General features: G+C 55.2%; 21 protein-coding genes. 11 read left to right on the top strand and 10 right to left on the bottom strand.

Translation table 11 applies throughout. The features are described from left to right. Nucleotides 1-25: 25 nt before the first annotated feature. A complete protein-coding gene (gene kdgA, locus G6Q29_RS02690; RefSeq protein WP_112792795.1) occupies nt 26-667 on the top strand; it encodes a bifunctional 4-hydroxy-2-oxoglutarate aldolase/2-dehydro-3-deoxy-phosphogluconate aldolase in 642 nt (213 codons plus the stop codon). 74 nt (nt 668-741) lie between these two features. Here the strand turns inward: kdgA and purT are convergent, their stop codons facing one another. After that, on the bottom strand, nt 742-1,920 hold the full coding sequence (gene purT, locus G6Q29_RS02685; RefSeq protein WP_165464421.1) for a formate-dependent phosphoribosylglycinamide formyltransferase: 1,179 nt from the start codon (nt 1,918-1,920) through the stop codon (nt 742-744). A gap of 172 nt (nt 1,921-2,092) precedes the next feature. On the opposite strand from purT, the gene G6Q29_RS02680 reads away from it, so the two are divergent. Beyond that, nucleotides 2,093-2,743 carry a tellurite resistance TerB family protein gene (locus tag G6Q29_RS02680; RefSeq protein WP_165464420.1) on the top strand — a complete coding sequence of 217 codons (651 nt, stop codon included), beginning with the start codon at nt 2,093-2,095 and terminating at the stop codon, nt 2,741-2,743. 75 nt (nt 2,744-2,818) lie between these two features. Next, nucleotides 2,819-4,894, top strand: coding sequence for an oligopeptidase B (gene ptrB / locus G6Q29_RS02675; protein WP_165464419.1), 2,076 nt, complete (start codon nt 2,819-2,821; stop codon nt 4,892-4,894). Here ptrB and exoX read toward each other — a convergent pair. From exoX to G6Q29_RS02660, 3 genes are all read right to left on the bottom strand, one after another. Then, nucleotides 4,876-5,538: an exodeoxyribonuclease X gene (gene exoX, locus G6Q29_RS02670; RefSeq protein ID WP_165464418.1), complete on the bottom strand. Its 663-nt coding sequence runs from the start codon at nt 5,536-5,538 to the stop codon at nt 4,876-4,878. The two genes, ptrB and exoX, sit on opposite strands and share 19 nt — an antisense overlap. Before the next feature lie 24 nt (nt 5,539-5,562). Beyond that, nucleotides 5,563-6,213 (bottom strand): carbon-nitrogen hydrolase family protein, encoded by a 651-nt coding sequence (locus G6Q29_RS02665; protein WP_165464417.1) that lies wholly within the window; start codon nt 6,211-6,213, stop codon nt 5,563-5,565. A 111-nt stretch (nt 6,214-6,324) separates the two neighbouring features. Further along, nucleotides 6,325-6,555, bottom strand: coding sequence for a DNA polymerase III subunit theta (locus tag G6Q29_RS02660; protein ID WP_003859784.1), 231 nt, complete (start codon nt 6,553-6,555; stop codon nt 6,325-6,327). A gap of 137 nt (nt 6,556-6,692) precedes the next feature. On the opposite strand from G6Q29_RS02660, the gene yobA reads away from it, so the two are divergent. From yobA to G6Q29_RS02645, 3 genes are read left to right on the top strand one after another with little or no spacing between them, the layout of a single operon-like run. Next, a complete protein-coding gene (yobA, locus tag G6Q29_RS02655; RefSeq protein WP_165464638.1) occupies nt 6,693-7,064 on the top strand; it encodes a CopC domain-containing protein YobA in 372 nt (123 codons plus the stop codon). A gap of 1 nt (nt 7,065) precedes the next feature. Beyond that, on the top strand, nt 7,066-7,935 hold the full coding sequence (gene copD / locus G6Q29_RS02650; RefSeq protein WP_165464416.1) for a copper homeostasis membrane protein CopD: 870 nt from the start codon (nt 7,066-7,068) through the stop codon (nt 7,933-7,935). 16 nt (nt 7,936-7,951) lie between these two features. Further along, nucleotides 7,952-8,290: a YebY family protein gene (locus G6Q29_RS02645; RefSeq protein WP_022648464.1), complete on the top strand. Its 339-nt coding sequence runs from the start codon at nt 7,952-7,954 to the stop codon at nt 8,288-8,290. Between the two features lie 125 nt (nt 8,291-8,415). Here the strand turns inward: G6Q29_RS02645 and G6Q29_RS02640 are convergent, their stop codons facing one another. Both G6Q29_RS02640 and G6Q29_RS02635 read right to left on the bottom strand, forming a co-directional pair. After that, nucleotides 8,416-8,613: a hypothetical protein gene (locus G6Q29_RS02640; protein ID WP_165464415.1), complete on the bottom strand. Its 198-nt coding sequence runs from the start codon at nt 8,611-8,613 to the stop codon at nt 8,416-8,418. Nucleotides 8,614-8,658: 45 nt separating this feature from the next. Then, a complete protein-coding gene (locus G6Q29_RS02635; RefSeq protein ID WP_165464414.1) occupies nt 8,659-9,639 on the bottom strand; it encodes a VirK/YbjX family protein in 981 nt (326 codons plus the stop codon). Nucleotides 9,640-9,806: 167 nt separating this feature from the next. Here G6Q29_RS02635 and pphA point away from each other — a divergent pair, with 167 nt between their 5' ends. Next, nucleotides 9,807-10,451 carry a protein-serine/threonine phosphatase gene (pphA, locus tag G6Q29_RS02630; RefSeq protein WP_165464413.1) on the top strand — a complete coding sequence of 215 codons (645 nt, stop codon included), beginning with the start codon at nt 9,807-9,809 and terminating at the stop codon, nt 10,449-10,451. Nucleotides 10,452-10,485: 34 nt separating this feature from the next. On the opposite strand, the gene G6Q29_RS02625 is transcribed toward pphA, so the two are convergent. The 4 genes from G6Q29_RS02625 to yebS all read right to left on the bottom strand — a co-directional run bounded on the left by G6Q29_RS02625 (nt 10,486) and on the right by yebS (nt 16,236). Continuing rightward, nucleotides 10,486-10,725 (bottom strand): YebV family protein, encoded by a 240-nt coding sequence (locus G6Q29_RS02625; RefSeq protein WP_165464412.1) that lies wholly within the window; start codon nt 10,723-10,725, stop codon nt 10,486-10,488. A 105-nt stretch (nt 10,726-10,830) separates the two neighbouring features. Further along, on the bottom strand, nt 10,831-12,294 hold the full coding sequence (gene rsmF, locus G6Q29_RS02620) for a 16S rRNA (cytosine(1407)-C(5))-methyltransferase RsmF (RefSeq protein WP_165464411.1): 1,464 nt from the start codon (nt 12,292-12,294) through the stop codon (nt 10,831-10,833). A 56-nt stretch (nt 12,295-12,350) separates the two neighbouring features. Then, nucleotides 12,351-14,984 (bottom strand): PqiB family protein, encoded by a 2,634-nt coding sequence (locus G6Q29_RS02615; protein ID WP_165464410.1) that lies wholly within the window; start codon nt 14,982-14,984, stop codon nt 12,351-12,353. After that, nucleotides 14,953-16,236, bottom strand: a complete 1,284-nt coding sequence (gene yebS, locus G6Q29_RS02610; RefSeq protein WP_165464409.1) for a membrane integrity lipid transport subunit YebS — start codon at nt 16,234-16,236, stop codon at nt 14,953-14,955. The genes G6Q29_RS02615 and yebS overlap by 32 nt, the downstream gene beginning before the upstream one ends. A 132-nt stretch (nt 16,237-16,368) precedes the next feature. On the opposite strand from yebS, the gene G6Q29_RS02605 reads away from it, so the two are divergent. From G6Q29_RS02605 to htpX, 4 genes are all read left to right on the top strand, one after another. Continuing rightward, a complete protein-coding gene (locus tag G6Q29_RS02605; protein WP_165464408.1) occupies nt 16,369-16,866 on the top strand; it encodes a GAF domain-containing protein in 498 nt (165 codons plus the stop codon). Between the two features lie 96 nt (nt 16,867-16,962). After that, on the top strand, nt 16,963-17,649 hold the full coding sequence (proQ, locus tag G6Q29_RS02600) for an RNA chaperone ProQ (protein ID WP_003859895.1): 687 nt from the start codon (nt 16,963-16,965) through the stop codon (nt 17,647-17,649). 19 nt (nt 17,650-17,668) lie between these two features. After that, nucleotides 17,669-19,717 (top strand): carboxy terminal-processing peptidase, encoded by a 2,049-nt coding sequence (gene prc / locus G6Q29_RS02595; RefSeq protein ID WP_165464407.1) that lies wholly within the window; start codon nt 17,669-17,671, stop codon nt 19,715-19,717. A 192-nt stretch (nt 19,718-19,909) separates the two neighbouring features. Further along, the gene (gene htpX / locus G6Q29_RS02590) at nt 19,910-20,791 is read left to right on the top strand and encodes a protease HtpX (RefSeq protein ID WP_003859899.1); all 882 of its coding nucleotides are present in this window, start codon (nt 19,910-19,912) and stop codon (nt 20,789-20,791) included. Nucleotides 20,792-20,828: the final 37 nt, after the last annotated feature.

Below are 20,828 nucleotides of genomic sequence, written 5' to 3'. Positions count from 1 at the left end.
AACGATCTGGCGAGAGAAAACTCTGATGAAAAACTGGAAAACAAGTGCAGAAGCAATCCTGACCACTGGCCCTGTCGTGCCGGTTATTGTGGTAAACAAACTGGAGCACGCTGTCCCAATGGCGAAGGCGCTGGTTGCGGGTGGCGTTCGTGTTCTGGAAGTGACCCTGCGTACGGCCTGTGCGATGGATGCGATCCGCGCTATCGCCAAAGAAGTGCCGGACGCGATCGTCGGTGCCGGTACGGTTCTGAATGCGCAGCAGCTGGCAGAAGTGACCGAAGCGGGCGCACAGTTTGCCATCAGCCCTGGACTGACAGAGCCGCTGCTGAAAGCCGCAACCGAAGGTTCTATTCCGCTGATTCCCGGTATCAGCACCGTTTCTGAACTGATGCTGGGCATGGACTACGGCCTGAAAGAGTTCAAATTCTTCCCGGCTGAAGCGAACGGCGGCACCAAAGCGTTGCAGGCGATTGCGGGCCCATTCTCCCAGGTGCGTTTCTGCCCAACGGGCGGCATCTCTCCGGCCAACTACCGTGACTATCTGGCGCTGAAAAGCGTGCTGTGCATTGGTGGCTCCTGGCTGGTTCCGGCGGATGCGCTGGAAGCAGGCGACTGGGATCGCATCACTAAACTGGCTCGCGAAGCGGTAGAAGGCGCGAAACAGTAAGTTTGTTTGCCGGGTGGCGGCTGCGCCTTACCCGGCCAGCCAGGCAGTTAAAACGGGCCTTTCGGCCCGTTTTTTTATCCTGCTACGCTGACGTTCGCAGCCGCTTTTTTCGCTCTTGCGACGGCTTCGTCAACGCTGTCCCCGGTCGCTAATGCCACGCCCAGACGACGGCTTCCGTCGATCTCCGGTTTGCCGAACAGCCGGACCTGTAATCCTGCGCCTACCGCATCTTCGACGTTATCAAAGGTGACATTCTGGCTGGTCAGCTGCGGCAGGATCACCGCCGAGGCTGCCGGGCCGTACTGACGAATGCCGCCAACCGGCAGGCCGAGGAATGCGCGCACGTGCAGCGCGAACTCGGAGAGATCCTGTGAAATCAGCGTTACCATCCCGGTATCGTGCGGGCGAGGGGAGACTTCGCTGAAGATCACCTCGTCGCCGCAAACAAACAATTCCACCCCGAACAGGCCGTAGCCGCCCAGCGCCAGCACCGTCTTGCGGGCGATCTCCTGTGCGCGTGCCAGCGCCAGCGCGCTCATCTGCTGCGGCTGCCAGGATTCGCGATAATCGCCGTCTTCCTGGCGATGACCAATCGGGTCGCAGAAATAAACGCCGTCCACGGCGCTGACGGTGAGCAGGGTAATTTCAAAATCAAATTTCACCACGCCTTCCACGATGACGCGCCCGGCACCGGCACGCCCGCCCTGCTGGGCATAGTCCCAGGCCTTGTCCAGCGTGCTGCTGTCGCGGATAAAGCTCTGCCCTTTGCCGGAGGAGCTCATTACCGGCTTAATGATGCACGGGTAGCCAATCTCCTCTACGGCCTGGAGAAACGCAGCCTTATCCCCGGCAAAACGGTAGCTGGAGGTCGGGAGCTGTAATTCTTCTGCCGCCAGGCGACGAATGCCTTCCCGGTTCATGGTCAGTTTTGCCGCTGTGGCGCAGGGCACCACGCGCTGGCCTTCCTGTTCAAGGGCAACCAGCATCTCAGTGGCAATGGCCTCAATTTCAGGTACCACAAAATCCGGTTTTTCGTCGGCAATTAACGCCCGCAGGGCATTACCGTCAAGCATATCGATGACGTGCGAGCGATGCGCGACGTGCATGGCGGGCGCATCCTTGTAACGATCCACCGCAATCACTTCCACACCCAAACGCTGGCATTCAATGGCCACTTCTTTACCCAGTTCACCCGATCCCAACAGCATGACGCGCGTCGCGGCAGGACGCAGCGCGGTTCCTAAACGAGTCATAAAAATCCCCCTGAAAAAGATGCGGGCAGTATAAACGAAAACGTTTGCGTCTGTCTTGTATGGGGATAACCGGACAGCGGGGAAATTTGCGCTTCTTTAGCACTGACAGACATTTCCTGACACCTGCTCGCTTAGGCTGTGAAGAGTTACGCACTGTTACGTGAGGAAAAATATGTCAGGCTGGATGAATCAACTGCAATCCCTGTTGGGACAAAAAGGCTCGTCGTCCGGCGAGCAGGGACTGAGCAAGCTGCTGGTGCCGGGTGCGCTCGGCGGGCTGGCCGGTTTGCTGGTTGCCAATAAATCATCGCGGAAACTGCTTACCAAATACGGTACCGGCGCGCTGCTGGCGGGCGGAGGGGCTATTGCAGGCTCCGTCTTATGGAACAAATACAAAGACAAGGTGCGCAACGCGCATCAGGATGAACCGCAGTACGGGAAGCAGGTATCGCCATTAGATTTACGCACCGAGCGGCTGATCCTCGCCCTGGTCTTTGCGGCCAAGAGCGACGGGCATATTGATGCCAGTGAACGTGCCGCAATTGAGCAGCAGATGCGGGAAGCGGGCGTTGAGGAGCAGGGCAGGGCGCTGGTGGCGCAGGCCATCGAACAGCCCCTCGATCCGCAGCGTCTGGCGCAAAGCGTGAAAAACGAAGAAGAGGCGCTGGAACTCTATTTTTTGAGCTGTGCCGCCATCGATATCGATCACTTTATGGAGCGCAGCTACCTGAACGCCCTTGGCGATGCGCTGAAGATCCCTCAGGACGTTCGTGATGGAATTGAGCAGGATATTCAGCAGCAGAAGCAGACCATCGCGGGCTAGAAGGCCATGTTTCGCTTGCATCATACGCGTGTTTTGCCAACCTTATAGGATGTAAAACGAAAAAGTAAGAATGCCATGCCTCCAAAAGCCCGACGTACTCCTTATGCGATCACCACGCATGGCGATACGCGTATCGATAACTACTACTGGCTGCGGGACGATTCTCGTTCCCGGCCAGAGGTGCTGGACTATCTGCACGAGGAAAACGACTATGGCCGCCAGGTCATGGCCACCCAGCAGGCGCTTCAGGATCAGCTCCTGAACGAAATGGTGCAGCGTATCCCCCAGCGTGATGTCTCTGCCCCGTGGTGCAAAAACGGTTATCGCTATCGCCATATTTATGAGCCGGGAAACGAATATCCCATCTACCAGCGCCAGTCTGTGCTGAGCGCCGAGTGGGACGAATGGGAGATCCTGCTGGATGCCAACAAACGTGCTGCCCACAGTGAGTTTTATACGCTGGGCGGCATGTCCATTTCCCCCGATAACGCCATTATGGCGCTGGCTGAGGATTACCTCTCCCGCCGCCAGTACGGTTTGCGTTTCCGCAATCTTGAAACGGGAAACTGGTATCCTGAAATGCTGGATAACGTCTCCCCCGATTTCGTCTGGGGTAACGATTCAGAAACGGTCTACTACGTTAAAAAGCATGCCTCAACGCTGCTGCCTTATCAGGTCTGGCGTCATACGGTGGGGACCGATTCCGCCGATGATGAACTGGTATATGAGGAAAAAGACGAGACGTTCTATGTCAGCCTGCATAAAACGTCATCTCGCCACTACGTGATCATTTTCCTCTCCAGCGCCACCACCTCAGAAGTGCTGCTGCTGGATGCAGAGCTGTCGGATGCGCAGCCGCTGTGCTTCCTGCCGCGCCGTAAAGATCATGAGTACAGCCTGGATCACTTCCAGCACAGCTTTTACCTGCGTTCGAACCGCGAGGGCAAAAACTTTGGCCTTTATAAAACCAAAGTGCGCGATGAGCGCAAATGGGAAGTGTTAATTCCCGCGCGCGATCAGGTGATGCTGGAGGGGTTCACCCTGTTTACCGACTGGCTGGTGGTGGAAGAGCGTCAGCGCGGACTGACCAGTATCCGCCAAATCAACCGCAAAACCCGCGAAGTGGTGGGCATTGCGTTCGATGACCCGGCTTACGTGACGTGGATCGGCTTTAACCCAGAGCCGGAATCGTCCCGCCTGCGGTACGGCTATTCGTCGATGACCACCCCGGATACGTTGTTTGAACTGGATATGGACACGGGGCAGCGTCAGGTGATTAAACAGGCTGAGGTCCGGGGTTTTGAGTCGGAAAATTATCGCAGTGAGCACCTGTGGGTGACCGCACGCGACGGCGTCGAAGTCCCAGTCTCCCTCGTCTATCACAAGGCACACTTCAACAAAGGTAAAAACCCCATTCTTGTCTATGGCTATGGCTCTTACGGATCCAGCATGGACGCCGATTTCAGCAGCAGCAGGCTAAGCCTGCTCGACCGCGGTTTTGTTTATGCGATTGCCCATATTCGCGGCGGCGGCGAGCTGGGTCAGCACTGGTATGAAGACGGAAAATTCCTCAAAAAGAAAAATACCTTTAATGACTACCTTGATGTCTGCGATGCGCTGATCGCGCAGGGTTATGGCGATCCGCAGCTCTGCTTTGGCATGGGGGGCAGTGCCGGGGGAATGCTAATGGGCGCCGTGATCAACCAGCGTCCTGAACTGTTTAAAGGCGTTATCGCCCAGGTGCCGTTTGTGGACGTAGTGACGACCATGCTGGATGAGTCCATTCCGCTGACCACCGGGGAGTTTGAAGAGTGGGGGAACCCGCAGGATGAAACCTATTATCGCTACATGAAAGAGTACAGCCCGTACGATAACGTCGAGGCGAAAGCCTATCCGCATATGCTGGTGACTACCGGCCTGCACGATTCCCAGGTACAGTACTGGGAGCCCGCGAAATGGGTGGCGAAGCTGCGTGAGCTGAAAACTGACGATAATCTGCTGCTGCTGTGTACCGATATGGACTCAGGGCACGGGGGGAAATCAGGGCGATTTAAATCCTATGAAGGGGTGGCGCTTGAGTACGCCTTTTTGATTGGCCTGGCGCAGGATACGCTGCCAGGCCGGGCGGGGACTCAGGCTTCGCCTAAATAATGCTTCAGCGTCAGGCGCAGTTCCGGGCTCATTCTGTCGAGGTTGTTGTACAGCCAGCGCAGATAGCCCGGATCTTTATCCGCCACTTCCGACACTGGCTTCCCGCGATATTTACCGAACGTGAAGGTGGTCAGTAGCGCGGGACGCCCGGTAATGGTCGCCATATCCTCTGGCGTCCAGCCGGAAGTATTCATGATATCAATCAGGAGCGCCGCGGTGATGTAGCAGTCGTAGAGGGCGCGGTGATGATGCAGCCCTTCCGGCGTCCGTACGCTGAGTTTGCGCGACTTATACAGCGCCATATTGCTGTATTTGATCCCCGGCCACAGACGGCGCGCCAGCTTCATGGTGCAAATCCATTCGCCGGGCATTTCCGGCAGCACGCGGCGGTCAAAGCTGGCATTATGGGCCACATACCACTGACTGCCCTGGTAAAGAGGAATAATCTCTTCAATCCACGGCTTGTCCGCCACCATCGATTCCGTAATGCGATGTATAGCCATCGCCTGCGCACTGATGGGACGATCCGGGCGCACCAGATGGCTCATTGGGTTGACTATCTTTCCGTCAATCACGTCGACAGAAGCGACTTCCACAATTCCACCCTGCAAATCACAGGTTTCGGTATCGATAACGCGCAGCATTGATCGCTCCTGATCCTAAAATGCCTAGCCTAATGGAATGATATCGCCTTGCCAACCCTGTTGGCCTAAAGAACCGGTTAGCAGCAGTTCTCCCTTATCGGCACGTACGATCAGCTGACCTTTTTCATCCCATAACGCGCTACCGCCGCGCGCGTTTGCCATTAATACCGCAATGGCGTACTTGTGCGCGAAGCGTTGTAACGAACCGATGGATTGCCGCCAGCGGTGCTCGCCCACGGCCAGGCTGCTGGTGAACAGCGTTGCCTCCGGGTCCAGTTCCGGGGCGTCAGCCTGGTCATCCACGATGGTTAACCGTTTATCGCCAGGAATAACACCCGCACCGTTGCCCTGCGGATAACGCCGGATGGTCGACAGGTTAGGCGTGAAAAGCGCGAGTCCTTTCTGACGCTGGCCGTGTTGCTGGAGCGTAATACCGGCTATCACCGTGATGAAACGTGACTGCGCGGCGTGAAGGAGGGGGGCAAGCTGCAAATCGTCAGGGGGTGGGGGTAAGGTTGGTCCGCCTGGGCCGGTAAGCGAAAGCTCCGGAAAGACGATTAAATCGCACCCGTGCCAGGCAGCCTCGGCAATAAAGTGCAGGTGATGTTTTACGTGCTCATCAACACAGTTGTGCCGCGGGGCATACTGTGCCGCGGCAATATTCCATCGTGACATCGTGACTTCCTTATACACTGAGTCGCTGGGATCTTAAGATTACACCTAAATTTATCAGGGTTTTCTTATCCTGCCACATAACGCGTAAGGAAGTGTAACGAGACGTTAAGCTTATTTAACTTTAGGTTCGTACGGCAGGCGCGAGAGATTGACGGAGGCGAGGCGATGCGCAATGAGACGTTCGCGGAACCAGTCGCGCAGATGCGCGGGTTGTTCACGCTCTACCACTTCAGCCACGACGGGCATGTTGTAACGCTCTTTGAATGCGACCCCCGCGGCGGCGAGATCGACATTCACTTTGTCCATCTCGTCCTGAGGAAGGGCGGCCAGGTTAACGTTCATTTCCTTCTCCTTTTTCTGCGGCGGCAACGTTACCGCGAATGTTCAACGATGACAAGGGAGCAAAGGATGTTCCTCGACTCGTTAATTATACAGAGTTATTCTTTAGCATTCAGGCATAACGAAAAGGAATGATTGTGATGCATTTTACCCCTTCCCGTATCGCGTGCGCGCTGGTCTTTCTGCTCTCTTCAGCCATCACGCCCTCAGTTCTGGCCCATGCGCATCTTAAGCAGCAATCCCCGCAGGAAAATACCGTTGCGGTGGCGCCAGAGGTCATTACCCTGAACTTCTCGGAAGGTATTGAGTCTGCCTTCAGCGGCGTGGTGGTGACGGACGCGCAGCAGCACAAGATCCAGACGGGCGCGGTGAAGCGTGACGAGAAGGATAACGCAAAGCTGATTGTTCCTCTTGAGAAACCGTTGACGACCGGCACTTACACGGTGGACTGGCATGTGGTTTCCGTGGATGGCCACAAAACCAAGGGCAGCTATCACTTTAGCGTGAAATAGCATGCTGGCCCTGAGCTACGTCGCGTTGCGCTTTATCCATTTTGCTGCGCTGATGCTGCTTTTCGGCAACGCGCTTTACAGCGTCTGGTTTGCGCCGTCTTCGTTGCAGCGTCTCATGACCCGGCGGTTCCAGCGGCAGCAGAAACTCACGGCCTTAATCAGCCTGATAGCGGCTCTGCTGATGTTTGGCCTGCAAAGTGGGTTGATGGGCAACGGCTGGAGCGATGTCATTCGTCCGGCGGTCTGGCGCAGCGTGCTGGGAACGCAATTTGGCGGCGTCTGGTTGTGGCAAATGGTGCTGGCCGCTGTGACGGCGGGCGCTGCATGGCTTACCCCGCAAAAAGGCTCACGGCTGTTACTGCTCGCGATGGGGCAGCTGGTGCTGATGGCGGGCGTGGGACATGCCGCGATGAACGGTGGCGCGCCGGGAGCGTTGCATCGTCTGAATCATGCGCTTCACCTGCTCTGCGCCGCGACCTGGGTGGGTGGTTTACTGCCGCTGCTGTTTTGCATGCGTCTGGCGAAAGGCCGCTGGCAGCCAGCCGCTATCTTTACCATGATGCGCTTCTCCCGCATGGGGCATTACGCCGTGGCGGGCGTGCTGCTGACCGGGATAATCAATACGCTCTTTATTGTTGGCACAAACGTGCCGTGGCAGGCGCCTTATGTCCAGCTGTTGTTGTTCAAATGTGCGCTGGTCATGATGATGGTGGCAATTGCGCTGGCGAATCGGTATTTTCTTGTGCCACGCTTTCGCCCGGAGGCCGGGCGAGAACAACAGATTTTTATCAGGATGACACAGGCAGAAGTGGTGCTGGGCGCGCTGGTACTGGCGGCCGTCAGCCTGTTCGCGACCTGGGAACCCTTCTGACAAGGTTAAAAAACATATGAAAAAGACACTGCTTTCTCTTTTACTTCTCACCTGTGCCAGCAGCGCGCTGGCCGCGCCGCAGGTCATCACCGTCAGCCGGTTTGAAGTGGGTAAGGACAACTGGGCATTTAATCGTGAAGAGGTCATGCTCACCTGCCGTCCCGGTAATGCGCTGTATGTCATCAATCCCAGTACGCTCGTGCAGTATCCGTTAAATGACGTAGCGGAGCAGCAGGTCGCCAGCGGGAAAAGTAACGGACAGCCTGTCAGCGTGATCCAGGTGGATGACCCGGCAAACCCCGGGCAGAAGAAGAGTCTGGCACCGTTTATTGAGCGCGCTAAAAAGCTCTGCTAGCCGTCAGGTTTCCAGTAAAAAAAAACCGCAGGTGCTTGTAAAAGCTCTGCGGTTTTTCACATTTGATGATGTTCTGACGCTTTTTTTCAGACCACTTTTACTGTGGACTGGAAAACCTGACGTCGTCATCTATTCTTAAAGGGCAAGGCGATTGAGCCTGCATTAATGCCAACTTTTAGCGCACGGCTCTCTCCCAAGAGCCATTTCCCTGGACCGAATACAGGAATCGTATTCGGTCTCTTTTTATCTGCATGAAAATAAACGATAAAATCTGTTTTTCGTCTCAGCAGAAGGTTCACTTCCTGTGCGCCTGCTTCAAACATACCACAACCCGGCAGGCGTAAGTCCAGTCCTTTTTGGCTGTTTTGTTAAATTTTTGTTTGTATTTTGCCTGAGACGACCGCGGGATCAATGCGCGCATGTACGGAAGCCGCAATATCATCGAGTAACGCAAAGCGGCGACGGTATTCGGCGCGTTTTTTGCTGGCAATCTCCTCCAGCGCTTTACGCTCCATCTGAATCGGCAACTGCCAGCAGAAGGGGGAGAGTTTCTTTCCGTTAAGGCCTTCCCAGAACTCGTCATAGCTGGCGTGAAAATGACGGCCTTTGCTCAGACGGTAGCGCAGCGCGCGGAAAACATGGCCTTCATCGCTGACGGCAAAAATCGCGCTGATGTTCGAGCGTGAGGCAAGCTGGAAGATCACCTCCATCAGCACGCGTTTTGGGAAAAGCCCATGGCAGGCACGGGTAGCCTGCTTAATCACCTCCCGAGAAACATGACGACGTGGACCCTGGAGGCCGCCGATCACCAGCACCGTACGACCGTTACTGCGTGCGACACAGAACGTCAGGCTGGCAAGCAGCGTATTGTCATTGTCGTGCAGCCAAAGCGTGCTTTCGCCTTCGCGTTCGGCCTTACCTGCGGACGAGGCGTGGACGGTATAGATTTCGCCATTTTTTGCCTCAAACCGGATAACCGGCACTTCATGCGGGCTGGTCAGCGCGTGGGAGAGGGCGATGTTTGTCAAACTATCAATCCACTGATAGTGGCTGACAATAGCATCGGCCCGATCGTTAGATGTCAGGCCGCGCATCAGATATTGGCGGTGAGTTTTGCTCGGCAAGGTAATTTGAGAGGTGAGCAGCTTGTCGAAATCATCGCGCCCGGATAGCGCCTCCAGCATACGATGGGTAGAGGACCAGAATAAAAGCGAGCGCAGAAGGAACTTTAACCGGTAATCGCGTTTGTGCCAGATTGGGCCGGGAACGCGTTTCCCTCTGATCAGTTCAGAAATAATATTTGTGCGATGCGGATAAAAAACATCGTTTTGCAGGTGCATGTTTGACACGTGTAATTCCCTCTTTTTAATGCGCTCTATTTTAAAGGCCAGGGAATAAGGGATTAATAGCGCAGCGATCTTTATTTCCGGCTGGTTTATGGTTTGTTTGGATTCACGATATCCAACGCCGGCTCATGACATTTTCTGTGGCAGCTATACTTCTTACAGGAGGCGTTATGTATCAGAAAATAGAGGGAGAACGCTGGCGTCATGTCTGGGTTGTCAGCGATATTCATGGTTGCTATCAGTGGCTTATGGATGAGCTGAAACGACGGCATTTTAATCCTGATGCGGACCTGCTGATCTCAGTGGGGGATATTATCGACCGCGGGCCTGACAGCGTAAAATGTTTACAGCTGATGCAGGAAAACTGGTTTTATGCGGTACGCGGTAATCACGAGCAAATGGCGTTAGATGCGCTTGAAAATAATGAGTTTAGTCATTGGTCGATAAATGGCGGTAACTGGTTTACCGGGCTTGAGGACGCGCAACAAAAACAGGCGAAGGATTTACTCGACGCGTGTCGGGACTTACCGCACATTATTGAAATAACCTGCAAAAACGGTCTCAACGTGATTGCTCATGCGGATTATCCCTCCGCCGACTATGGCTGGCATAAGCCGGTGGATGCCCAGCGCGTGCTGTGGGATCGCGACCGGTTAATGGGCTTTATGGTGGGTAAAGGGCAGGGCATTAGCGGCGCGGATCACTTCTGGTTTGGACATACGCCCGTGGACAAGCGCTACGATTTTAACAATCTGCACTACATTGATACGGGGGCGGTGTTCGGGGGCTTTCTGACGCTGGCGCAGCTTCAGTAATAAATAACCCGCCTTCGGGCGGGTTCTCTTTGGGTCAGGCAAGACGCAAGACCCAGGCATCGGTTTGACTGTCGTAATGCTCACGGTACAGAACGGAATGTTCCCCATCAAGGATCGCCGGGACGCTGGTATCTGCATCCCAGGCGTCCAGCTGCATGCACAAATCCGGATCGGATTTGCAGGGAATACTTAACGTTCGTTCGCCTTGTGCTTCGCCGCGCAATTCAGCGTCGTCGATTTCAAAAGCGCCAATGCGTACGCTGGTTTTCGTCATAATGCTCTCCGGTTTGTTGCCCATAATCTGGTATGACCAGTGCAGTCACCCATTTTTGATCCTAGACAAGGAGAGCGAAATCGCCAGTAAAAAAATGCGCTTTTTTCAGGCGCTGCGGTTGTTACCGGTAAAGAGGCGACCATCGCGTACCAGTTCGCGCGGATAGCTGTTTTTTAGCCGCGAGCCGACTTTTTTCGCCAGCCCCAGCGGATAGCCCTGATACGTCACGATGACTTCATCCTGTGACGGCCCGTCTTCCGGGTAAACGTCACGACCGCGATACCACTCTTCCGCTTCCTGATGCGTCAGGGCAAAGGCGTTTTCACTGCCGGCCAGCGCAATGACCGCTTCGTGCTGCCAGCGATAGCCTTTGTTGTGGATCTCCGCCAGGCGAATACCGAGGCGGGAGAAACGCACCTTACCCATCAGCGGTTCGATGTTGACCGGGAACAGCCACAGCTCTTTGTCCCGCACCCAGAGGCGCAGGCTCTCATCCCAGTACAGACCCACTTTACTCGCAGCCGCTTGCGCCTGTGCCGCCTCACGGCCTTTGACCGGCGCGAACGGGAAGTTGCCGACCTTAAACGTAGGAGCAGGCAGCGGATCCACGGCGCGGGTTTTCCGCAGTCGCGCAACAAAGAACCCCTCGCAATCGTAAATCTGCGGGAAGACGTGCAGGAAGCCTTCCGGCGTGGCCGCATGACTGGCCGAATCGAAGAGGGTATCCAGCGGCATAAACTCGACGGCATCCGCATAGCGTTGCTTCAGCCACAGGCAGATGTCCTCGTTTTCATCGCGATTCAGCGTGCAGGTGGAGTAAACCAGCGTCCCGCCTGGGCGCAGGGCATGAAACGCGCTGTCGATCAGTTCACGCTGCGTGGCGGCGATTTCAAGGTTACTTTCAACGGACCAGTTTTTTAACGCATCAGGATCTTTACGCACTACGCCTTCGCCGGAGCAGGGCGCATCGAGCAGGATGGCATCAAAGGCTTCCGGCAGGGCCGCGCCAAACACGCGACCGTCGAAGTGCGTTAACGCGACGTTGTGGATCCCGCAACGGCTGATATTAGCGTGCAGGACTTTGACGCGGCTGGCGGAAAATTCATTAGCGAGGATCGCGCCGCGGTTGTTCATCCGGGCAGCAATCTGCGTGGTTTTGGAGCCCGGTGCCGCCGCGACATCCATCACCCGCTCAGGCGTGTTCCCGTCGGCAAACAGCGCGGCAACCGGCAGCATGGAGCTGGCTTCCTGGATATAAAACAGCCCGCTCAGGTGCTCGGCGGTGCTGCCGAGCGGAAGAGTTTCTTCGTCATCCCGCTCGATCCAGAACCCTTCTTTACACCACGGCACCGGCGTCATCTGCCAGCCGTAGGGGGAGACGAGCTCAAGAAACGCCTCGACGCCGATTTTCAGCGTATTGACGCGAATACTGCGGCGCAAAGGGCGCTGGCAGGCGGCGACAAAATCGTCGAAAGAGAGATGAGCAGGAAGCGCCTCACGCATCTGTGCGAGGAATTGTTCGGGAAGAAATACGGAGTTTTGAGCCACGGGCACACCACAGGGAAACATTCAGGTGCGCAGTGTAACATAAAGGCTCCGGCGCGTTGACACCGGAGCCTGCGAGATTAACGTGGCAGCGCCGTTCCCCATTCGCGCCACTCTTTCGGTTCACTTTCCAGCAACAGGAAATGTTTCCCTGCCTGCGCCTTAGGTGCCAGAGGCGTACCCGGCGGCGTCGCAAAGGCAATGCCGCCGCGAATGAACTGGTTAAAGGTCCCCGTTTTGACCACGCCACCGGTCAGGCCGAAGTCCAGCGAGTAGCCTGAAGCCAGCCAGAACACCGAGTTGTTACGGACCAGATGCTGATAACGCTGGCTGATACGCAGGCCGACCATCACGCGATCGGACAGATTCCCCAGCGTCAGGCTTGTTACTGTCCCTACTTCAATGCCGCGGAACAGCACCGGGGTGCCAATGCCCAGCGAACCGGCTTCTGGTACTTCAACCACAATGCTCAGACCGTCCAGATAACGTGAATCGGTGATGGTCGCCTCCTGCAACTCAAATTCACGGCGTGCGTTGCCGCGACCCGGTTCGACGTTAATATATGGCTGAAGAATGGTATCGAGATGCTCAACCCCTGCGGCAGAAATTTGTGGCGTAACCACCGAGAAGCGCGAGCCTGCCCGGGCAAAAGTCTGCACATATTCCGGATAAAGCACGGCGGTGGCCTGGACTTCATTGCGCGCGGTGATCAGCGTCAGCTTCTGAACCTGCCCGATGTCAATGCCGAGATAGCGGATGGGCATGCCTTCCGCCAGTTTACCGGCATCAAAGGTGTGCAGGGTAATCTGCCCCCCGACCGCGCGCGCCGCAGTTTCGGACGGGAAGAGGATCCGCTTGTCACCTTTACGCATGTTGCCGCCCGCACCGCTCAGGTTATCAAAGCTGATCGCACCGCGCAGGGCACGTGAGAGGGGAGACGCCTGTACGGTCAGCCCGTTGCCGTTGAGCTGCACTTTCGCGCCGCCTTCAGCCCAGAACACGCTGTTTGGCGTCAGCAGCTTACGGTACTCCGGCTTGATATGCAGTTCGATATCAAACGCGTCCGCACGGGGACGAACGGTGATCACTTCCCCGACTTCAAACTTACGGTAAAGCACGACGGAGCCTGCCTGAACATCCGGTAGCGTTTCAGCGCTTAAGGTCAGGGTGGTGGTCGGCAGATCGCCCAGGCTGTTTTCAATGGCTTTGTCCAGATTGGCGAACAGTGGATAGCTCTCGCGCAGCGCACCTTTGCTTCCCGGCAGAATGCGGATCCCGCCGTTAACCCACTCGCTGGCGCTGGCGCCGAGGAACTCAACCCCGTCCAGACCCACCTTCACGTCGACCCGGCTGTTAACCACAAATTTACTGTCGCCGTGAACCAGGTTGCTGTACTGCGGATCGATGGCGGCGGAGAAGGAGACTCCTTTTTCCGACAGCTTACGTTCGAGGACCTGGCCCACCTGCACACCGTGCAGGATCAGCGGTTGCCCGGCCTCAATACCATAGCTTTCCGGCGCATTCAGCGTAACCGTCAACACGCCCGGTTTTTGCAGCAGGGCTTTATCCGCTGGTGCAATAACAAAGTTTTTGTTCGGCGTACCTTCCCCGGGGATCAGTTCAAAGGTACTGCCTGTCAGAAGGGAGCTGATACTGGCGTCGCTGAGGGAGAGTTTCGGATTACGCAGCTCGATACGCGTTTTTTCCCGCAGGAGGTCCACCACGCTCGGATCCACCGTCATTTCGCCGGTAACGGAGCCGCCGGCATTGAGGGTTAATTTTGTCAGCTGACCGACCTCTAATCCCTGATACATCAGCGGGGTCGAACCGGCTTTCAGACCTTTGGCATCCGGCAGGGTCAATTTCACGATGACACCGCGCTGGCTGTGTGCAAGGTCAGCGTAAAGGCCAAAAGTATCTTCTGCCGCGGCAGGACTGGAGTCAGCAGGGGAGTCAAAAGCGATAGCGCCATTCACCAGCGCCGCCAGGCTTTCAAGCTTCACTTTCGCACCGCTTAAGCTCAGGTCGGCATCGACGCCGGAGACGTTCCAGAAGCGGCTGCCTTTTTTCACCAGGCTGGTAAAACGCCGTTCGATGAGTACATCAATGGTCACGCCATCTTTGTTCGGGTTTATGGCGTAATCATAAACGCGGCCAACCGGAATTTTGCGGAAATAAACCAGAGAACCACTGTTCAGCGAGCCGAGATCCGGCGCGCGAAGATGGATCATCAAATCACCATTATTCAGACGGTATTTCGGCTGGGTATCCAGCGCAACAAAGTGATCCTGTGGCTCACCTTTACCGGGCATCATGCCGATATAGTTACCGCCGACAAGCGCATCCAGCCCGGAAACGCCAGCCAGGGAGGCTTTAGGCGTGACCAGCCAGAATTGCGTTTCGGCGCGCAGGGCATCCTGCATGTCAGACTTAATGCTCGCCCGGACCTGGATTTTGTTCAGCCCTTTGCCGAGGGAAATATCCTGCACGGTTCCCACTTCCACCCCCTGGAAGCGAACGGGGGTACGTCCGGCGACAATGCCGTCCGCAGACTGGAAATCAATCGTGATAGTACTTCCGCGGTCCTCATAGCTCGTCCAGATCAGCCAACCTGCAATCATCAGCGCGATGACAGGCAGCAACCAGAATGGCGAAATGCGGCGTTTTGTTTTAATTCTCGCTTCAGTCGGCGAAGCGGGCGTTTCCTGACTCATGTGCGTCCCAAAGTAAGCGGCTGTCCAGCCATTCCACTGCAAGAATAGTCAATATCACCGCAGAGCCGAAATAAAAAGCTGCGGGTCCCATGGTAAAAGCAAGTAACTGATCGCGATTGATGAGCGACATCATCAGCGAAATCACGAACAGATCCAACATCGACCAGCGACCAATCCAGGTCACGAATCGCAGAAGCAGGATGCGGGTGCGTAGTCCTTGTTCGCATTTAAAGTGAATGCTGATAAGCAGCGTAAACATCACCACCACTTTGGTAAAGGGCACCAGAATACTGGCGATGAAAACAATGGCGGCGACGCCTACGTTACTGTGCGCCAGAGAGATAATCCCCGAGAGGATAGTATCTTCCTGACGGGCGCCGTTCACATAAATTACGGAGATCGGCAGCATGTTGGCCGGGAACAAAAATACCAGAGAGGCAATAAGCGCCGCCCAGCATTTTTGCAGGCTGTTATTGCGCCGCAATCTTAACGGAATGTGGCAGCGCGGGCACCTCCCACGTTTATCCGGTAAACCGGTGTAATGGCACCCCAGGCAGACGCGCAGGTTTTCATCAGGTCGGGTCGCGGGGCGCTGAGGGTAAAATCGCTCCCAAAGCTGTTCAACATTCAGATGAATCAGGGTCACAATACTTAGCAGAACCAGCGAAATAAACGCGAAAAGACCAATGCCGGGCTGTAAAAAAGCATAGTCCTGCACCTTGATGGAGGCCACACCCACACCGACCAGATAGATGTCCAGCATGACCCACTCCTTGAGCTTTTCCAGCATGAGCAGGACAGGGCGCAGATTCATCCCCAGGATGTTGCCAAACCACAGGTAGGCAATTGCCGCGACCAGTACCAGTGGCGCGCCGATGACGCAGAACAGCACCATGGAGGCCGTAAGTGGATCGCCCTGGCGCGTCATCTGCCAGATCCCCTGCAACACGTTAGCGTCAATACGCACGCCAAGCAGGTAGAGCTTTAACAGCGGCTCGGTCCAGGCGAAGGGCATCAGCAGCAGCATGGTGACGGCCATTGCCGCCAGCCGCGTCAATGACCAGTCCCTGCCATCGCGAATTTTGGCATCGCAGCAGGGACAAAAAGCGCTTTGGTGCGATTTCATCTTCGGCAACATAAAAAGCGTATCGCACTGCGGACAACGCTGATAATGTGCACGAGGCAGAGCCTGGCTTACCGTACGGACAACGATCTTTCTTGTCGGCGTAATTTGGGGTGTTTTTAGGGCCATCAGTCGCACACAGATAAGTATTGTTGAAAGTTATAATAACTCATGAACGGATTCATCTTGAGCATGAGCGCATTTAATGCTTATTTTAATAGGCTATGCGATAAATATGTAAGTTAACTAAGTGATTGAATAATGAACAAAACAGAATTCTACGCGGATCTGAATCGCGATTTTAAGGCATTAATGGCGGGGGAAACCAGTTTCTTAGCCACTCTGGCAAACACCAGCGCGCTACTGTTCGAGCGCCTTTCTGACGTGAACTGGGCGGGCTTTTATCTGCTGGAAGGTAATACGCTGGTGCTGGGGCCTTTCCAGGGGAAACTCGCCTGCGTGCGTATCCCGGTAGGTCGCGGCGTGTGCGGTACCGCAGTGGCGACCCGGCAGGTTCAGCGTGTCGAGGACGTTCATGCGTTTGATGGCCACATTGCCTGCGATGCCAGCAGCAATTCTGAAATCGTACTGCCGCTGGTGGTTAAAAATCAGATTATTGGCGTTCTGGATATCGACAGCACGGTCTTCAGTCGCTTTACTGCCGAGGATGAGCAGGGGCTGCGCGCGCTGGCAGTAAACCTGGAAAATGTTCTGGCAGAGACCGATTATCATAAATTCTTTGCGAGCGTCGCAGGATAATCAACGGATAACGTAGCATTTACTGATAGCGTCATTATAATGTCGCCTGTTCATGCCTGCGCTTGTTGGCAACGTCCGTTGTAATCAGGAAATTTCATGGAAAATCAACCTAAGTTGAATAGCAGTAAAGAAGTTATCGCATTTCTGGCCGAGCGTTTCCCGCAGTGCTTCAGCGCTGAAGGTGAAGCGCGTCCTCTGAAAGTCGGTATCTTTCAGGATCTGGTCGCGCGCGTTGAGGGGGAGATGAACCTCAGCAAAACGCAGCTTCGTTCTGCCTTGCGCCTTTATACCTCAAGCTGGCGTTACCTGTACGGTATCAAGCCGGGTGCGACCCGTGTCGACCTTGACGGCAACCCGTGCGGTGAGCTGGACGAGCAGCACGTAGAACATGCGCGTAAGCAGCTTGAAGAAGCCAAAGCTCGCGTGCAGGCACAGCGTGCTGAACAGCAGGCGAAAAAACGCGAAGCCGCAGCGGCAAACGGTCAGGAAGACGCCCCTCGTCGCGAGCGCAAACCGCGCCCGGCTCCGCGTCGTACTGAAAATAACGATCGCAAACCGCGTGCTGACAAACCAGCAGCTAAAGCCCCACGTGCGCCGCGCGAAGAGCCGCGCCACACCCCGGTTTCTGACATCAACGCGCTCAGCGTAGGTCAGTCTCTGAAGGTGAAAGCGGGTAACAACGCGATGGACGCCACCGTACTGGAAATCACCAAAGATGGCGTTCGTGTACAGCTGACTTCTGGTATGTCAATGATTGTACGCGCAGAACACTTGTTGTTCTGAAACGGAGGCCGAGCCTGGCATGAACACTTTTTTTAAGCTCACCGCGCTGGCTGGCCTGTTTGCTATAACAGGCCACGCTTTCGCTGTGGACGATATTACGCGTGTTGATCAAATTCCGGTTCTCAAGGAAGAGACGCAGCACGCGACGGTGAGTGAGCGCGTGACGTCGCGCTTTACTCGTTCGCACTATCGTCAGTTCGATCTCGATCAGGCCTTCTCGGCCAAAATCTTTGACCGTTATCTGAACTTGCTGGATTACAGCCATAACGTACTGCTGGCCAGCGATGTCGAACAGTTCGCTAAACGCAAATCCGAAGTGGGTGATGAGCTGCGCTCCGGAAAACTCGATCTGTTCTACGATCTGTACAACTTATCGCAAAAGCGCCGTTTTGAACGTTATCAATACGCGCTGAAGGTGCTGGAGCGTCCGATGGACTTCACCGGCAACGACACCTTCAATCTGGACCGCAGCAAAGCGCCATGGCCGAAAGACGAGGCTGAACTGAATGCGCTGTGGGACGGAAAAGTCAAATATGACGAACTGAGCCTCAAGCTCACAGGCAAAGACGAAAAAGAGATTCGTGAGACGTTAAATCGTCGCTACAAATTCGCTATTCGTCGTCTGGCGCAGACCAACAGTGAAGATGTTTTCTCACTGGCGATGACAGCGTTCGCGCATGAAATTGATCCGCACACCAATTATCTCTCTCCACGTAACACCGAACAATTCAATACCGAAATGAGTCTTTCTCTGGAAGGTATTGGTGCGGTGCTTCAGATGGACGATGACTACACCGTTATCAACTCCATGGTGGCCGGTGGCCCTGCATCGAAAAGCAAAGCGATCAGCGTAGGCGATCGTATTGTCGGTGTAGGCCAAACCGGAAAGAGCATGGTGGACGTGATTGGCTGGCGTCTTGATGACGTTGTTGCGCTGATCAAAGGACCGAAAGGCAGCAAAGTTCGCCTGGAGATCCTGCCGGCCGGTAAGGGGACCAAAACCCGTATCGTTACTCTGACCCGTGAGCGTATCCGTCTGGAAGATCGCGCGGTGAAAATGTCGGTGAAAACCGAGGGTAAAGAGAAGGTTGGCGTCCTGGATATTCCTGGCTTCTACGTTGGTCTGACCGACGATGTGAAAGTGCAGCTCCAGAAGCTTGAAAAGCAGAATGTCAGCAGCGTGATCATTGACCTGCGCAGCAACGGCGGCGGGGCATTGACCGAGGCCGTCTCGCTTTCCGGGCTGTTTATCCCGTCTGGGCCGGTGGTACAGGTGCGCGATAATAACGGTAAAGTGCGTGAAGATGCCGATACCGATGGTGTGGTCTACTATAAGGGTCCGCTGGTGGTGTTGGTCGATCGCTTCAGTGCCTCTGCATCGGAAATCTTCGCTGCTGCTATGCAGGATTATGGCCGGGCGTTAATCGTCGGTGAACCGACGTTTGGCAAGGGCACCGTTCAGCAGTACCGCTCTCTGAACCGTATTTACGACCAGATGCTGCGCCCTGAATGGCCGGCGCTGGGCTCAGTACAGTACACCATTCAGAAGTTTTACCGCGTCAACGGCGGCAGTACGCAGCGCAAAGGCGTTACGCCGGATATCCTGATGCCGACAGGTACCGAAGAGACGGAAACGGGCGAGAAATTTGAAGATAACGCGCTGCCATGGGATAGCATTGATGCCGCGACATTCGTGAAATCGGGTGATATGAAACAGTTCGGACCAGAACTGCTGAAAAATCACAACGATCGCATTGGGAAGGATCCGGAATTCCAGTACATCATGAAGGACATCGCGCGTTTTAACGCTCTGAAAGCGAAACGGAACATTGTATCTCTGAATTACGCCCAGCGTGAAAAAGAGAACAATGAAGATGACGCGACGCGTCTGGCGCGTATCAACGATCGCTTCAAACGTGAAGGCAAGCCTCCGATCAAAAAACTGGACGATCTACCGAAGGATTACCAGGAGCCCGATCCGTATCTTGATGAAACGGTGCATATCGCGCTTGATCTCGCGAAGCTGGAGAAAGATAAGCCAGCCGTGCAACCTGCACCGGCAAAATAATCCCCAACAGGCACAAGAAATTGTGCCTGTTTCTTTTTGTTTCTCTTCCTACCGTCAGGCAGATTTCCAATTGTGTAAAGTTGTGTCTTTCTGGTGACTTACGCCGTCTGGATGCTTGAAAATAGCCGGAATACCCATACGATGTGGGTAATCGCATAGTGCGTTTTGTTAAACTGAGGTTAAAAGAATATTATGATGCGAATCGCGCTCTTCCTGCTCACCAACCTGGCGGTTATGGTGGTATTTGGGCTAGTGCTAAGCCTGACGGGAATTCAGTCGAGCAGCGTTCAGGGTCTGTTGATTATGGCGTTGCTTTTTGGTTTTGGTGGCTCTTTCATTTCTCTGCTGATGTCGAAGTGGATGGCACTGAAATCCGTGGGCGGTGAAGTTATTGAGCAACCGCGTAACGATATGGAGCAGTGGCTGATGAGTACGGTTGCTCAGCAGTCAAAGCAGGCGGGCATTGCCATGCCGCAGGTAGCCATCTACCACGCGCCGGATATCAACGCGTTTGCTACCGGTGCGCGTCGTGACGCGTCCCTGGTGGCCGTCAGCACCGGTCTGCTGCAAAACATGAGCCGTGACGAAGCGGAAGCGGTTATTGCGCACGAGATCAGCCACATCGCCAACGGCGATATGGTCACCATGACCCTGATCCAGGGCGTGGTGAACACCTTCGTTATCTTTATTTCCCGTATTCTGGCGCAGATTGCTGCCGGGTTTATGGGTGGCAACCGCGATGAGGGCGAAGAGAGTAACGGCAACCCGCTGATCTATTTTGCTGTTTCGATGGTGCTGGAGCTGGTGTTCGGTATCCTGGCAAGCATCATTACCATGTGGTTCTCCCGTCACCGTGAGTTCCATGCGGATGCCGGCTCTGCGAAACTGGTGGGACGCGAGAAGATGATTGCTGCGCTGCAACGTCTGAAAACCAGCTACGAGCCGCAGGAAGCAAACAGCATGATGGCCTTCTGCATCAACGGTAAATCAAAGTCGCTGAGCGAGCTGTTTATGTCTCACCCGCCGCTGGATAAACGTATTGAAGCGCTGCGTAGCGGCGAATACCTGAAGTAACGCCCTCGCTATAAAAACAACCGGGCTGGAGGCCTTC

The organism is Enterobacter cloacae (assembly GCF_011078175.1).
In the GTDB taxonomy this organism is placed as follows: Bacteria; Pseudomonadota; Gammaproteobacteria; order Enterobacterales; family Enterobacteriaceae; genus Enterobacter; species Enterobacter cloacae_Q.
This window is presented reverse-complemented; position numbering and strand designations above follow the sequence as displayed.

Bases quoted from the DNA above. Each gene is read 5' to 3' on its own strand.
- G6Q29_RS02605 (WP_165464408.1), top strand. From the start codon at position 16,369: ATGAACAAAACAGAATTCTACGCGGATCTGAATCGCGATTTTAAGGCA.
- kdgA (WP_112792795.1), top strand. From the start codon at position 26: ATGAAAAACTGGAAAACAAGTGCAGAAGCAATCCTGACCACTGGCCCT.
- htpX (WP_003859899.1), top strand. From the start codon at position 19,910: ATGATGCGAATCGCGCTCTTCCTGCTCACCAACCTGGCGGTTATGGTG.
- proQ (WP_003859895.1), top strand. From the start codon at position 16,963: ATGGAAAATCAACCTAAGTTGAATAGCAGTAAAGAAGTTATCGCATTT.
- G6Q29_RS02625 (WP_165464412.1), bottom strand. From the start codon at position 10,725: ATGACGAAAACCAGCGTACGCATTGGCGCTTTTGAAATCGACGACGCT.
- exoX (WP_165464418.1), bottom strand. From the start codon at position 5,538: ATGCTGCGCGTTATCGATACCGAAACCTGTGATTTGCAGGGTGGAATT.
- prc (WP_165464407.1), top strand. From the start codon at position 17,669: ATGAACACTTTTTTTAAGCTCACCGCGCTGGCTGGCCTGTTTGCTATA.
- yebS (WP_165464409.1), bottom strand. From the start codon at position 16,236: ATGGCCCTAAAAACACCCCAAATTACGCCGACAAGAAAGATCGTTGTC.
- purT (WP_165464421.1), bottom strand. From the start codon at position 1,920: ATGACTCGTTTAGGAACCGCGCTGCGTCCTGCCGCGACGCGCGTCATG.
- copD (WP_165464416.1), top strand. From the start codon at position 7,066: ATGCTGGCCCTGAGCTACGTCGCGTTGCGCTTTATCCATTTTGCTGCG.
- G6Q29_RS02645 (WP_022648464.1), top strand. From the start codon at position 7,952: ATGAAAAAGACACTGCTTTCTCTTTTACTTCTCACCTGTGCCAGCAGC.
- ptrB (WP_165464419.1), top strand. From the start codon at position 2,819: ATGCCTCCAAAAGCCCGACGTACTCCTTATGCGATCACCACGCATGGC.
- G6Q29_RS02680 (WP_165464420.1), top strand. From the start codon at position 2,093: ATGTCAGGCTGGATGAATCAACTGCAATCCCTGTTGGGACAAAAAGGC.
- G6Q29_RS02615 (WP_165464410.1), bottom strand. From the start codon at position 14,984: ATGAGTCAGGAAACGCCCGCTTCGCCGACTGAAGCGAGAATTAAAACA.
- G6Q29_RS02665 (WP_165464417.1), bottom strand. From the start codon at position 6,213: ATGTCACGATGGAATATTGCCGCGGCACAGTATGCCCCGCGGCACAAC.
- yobA (WP_165464638.1), top strand. From the start codon at position 6,693: ATGCATTTTACCCCTTCCCGTATCGCGTGCGCGCTGGTCTTTCTGCTC.
- G6Q29_RS02640 (WP_165464415.1), bottom strand. From the start codon at position 8,613: ATGTTTGAAGCAGGCGCACAGGAAGTGAACCTTCTGCTGAGACGAAAA.
- G6Q29_RS02660 (WP_003859784.1), bottom strand. From the start codon at position 6,555: ATGAACGTTAACCTGGCCGCCCTTCCTCAGGACGAGATGGACAAAGTG.
- pphA (WP_165464413.1), top strand. From the start codon at position 9,807: ATGTATCAGAAAATAGAGGGAGAACGCTGGCGTCATGTCTGGGTTGTC.
- rsmF (WP_165464411.1), bottom strand. From the start codon at position 12,294: ATGTTTCCCTGTGGTGTGCCCGTGGCTCAAAACTCCGTATTTCTTCCC.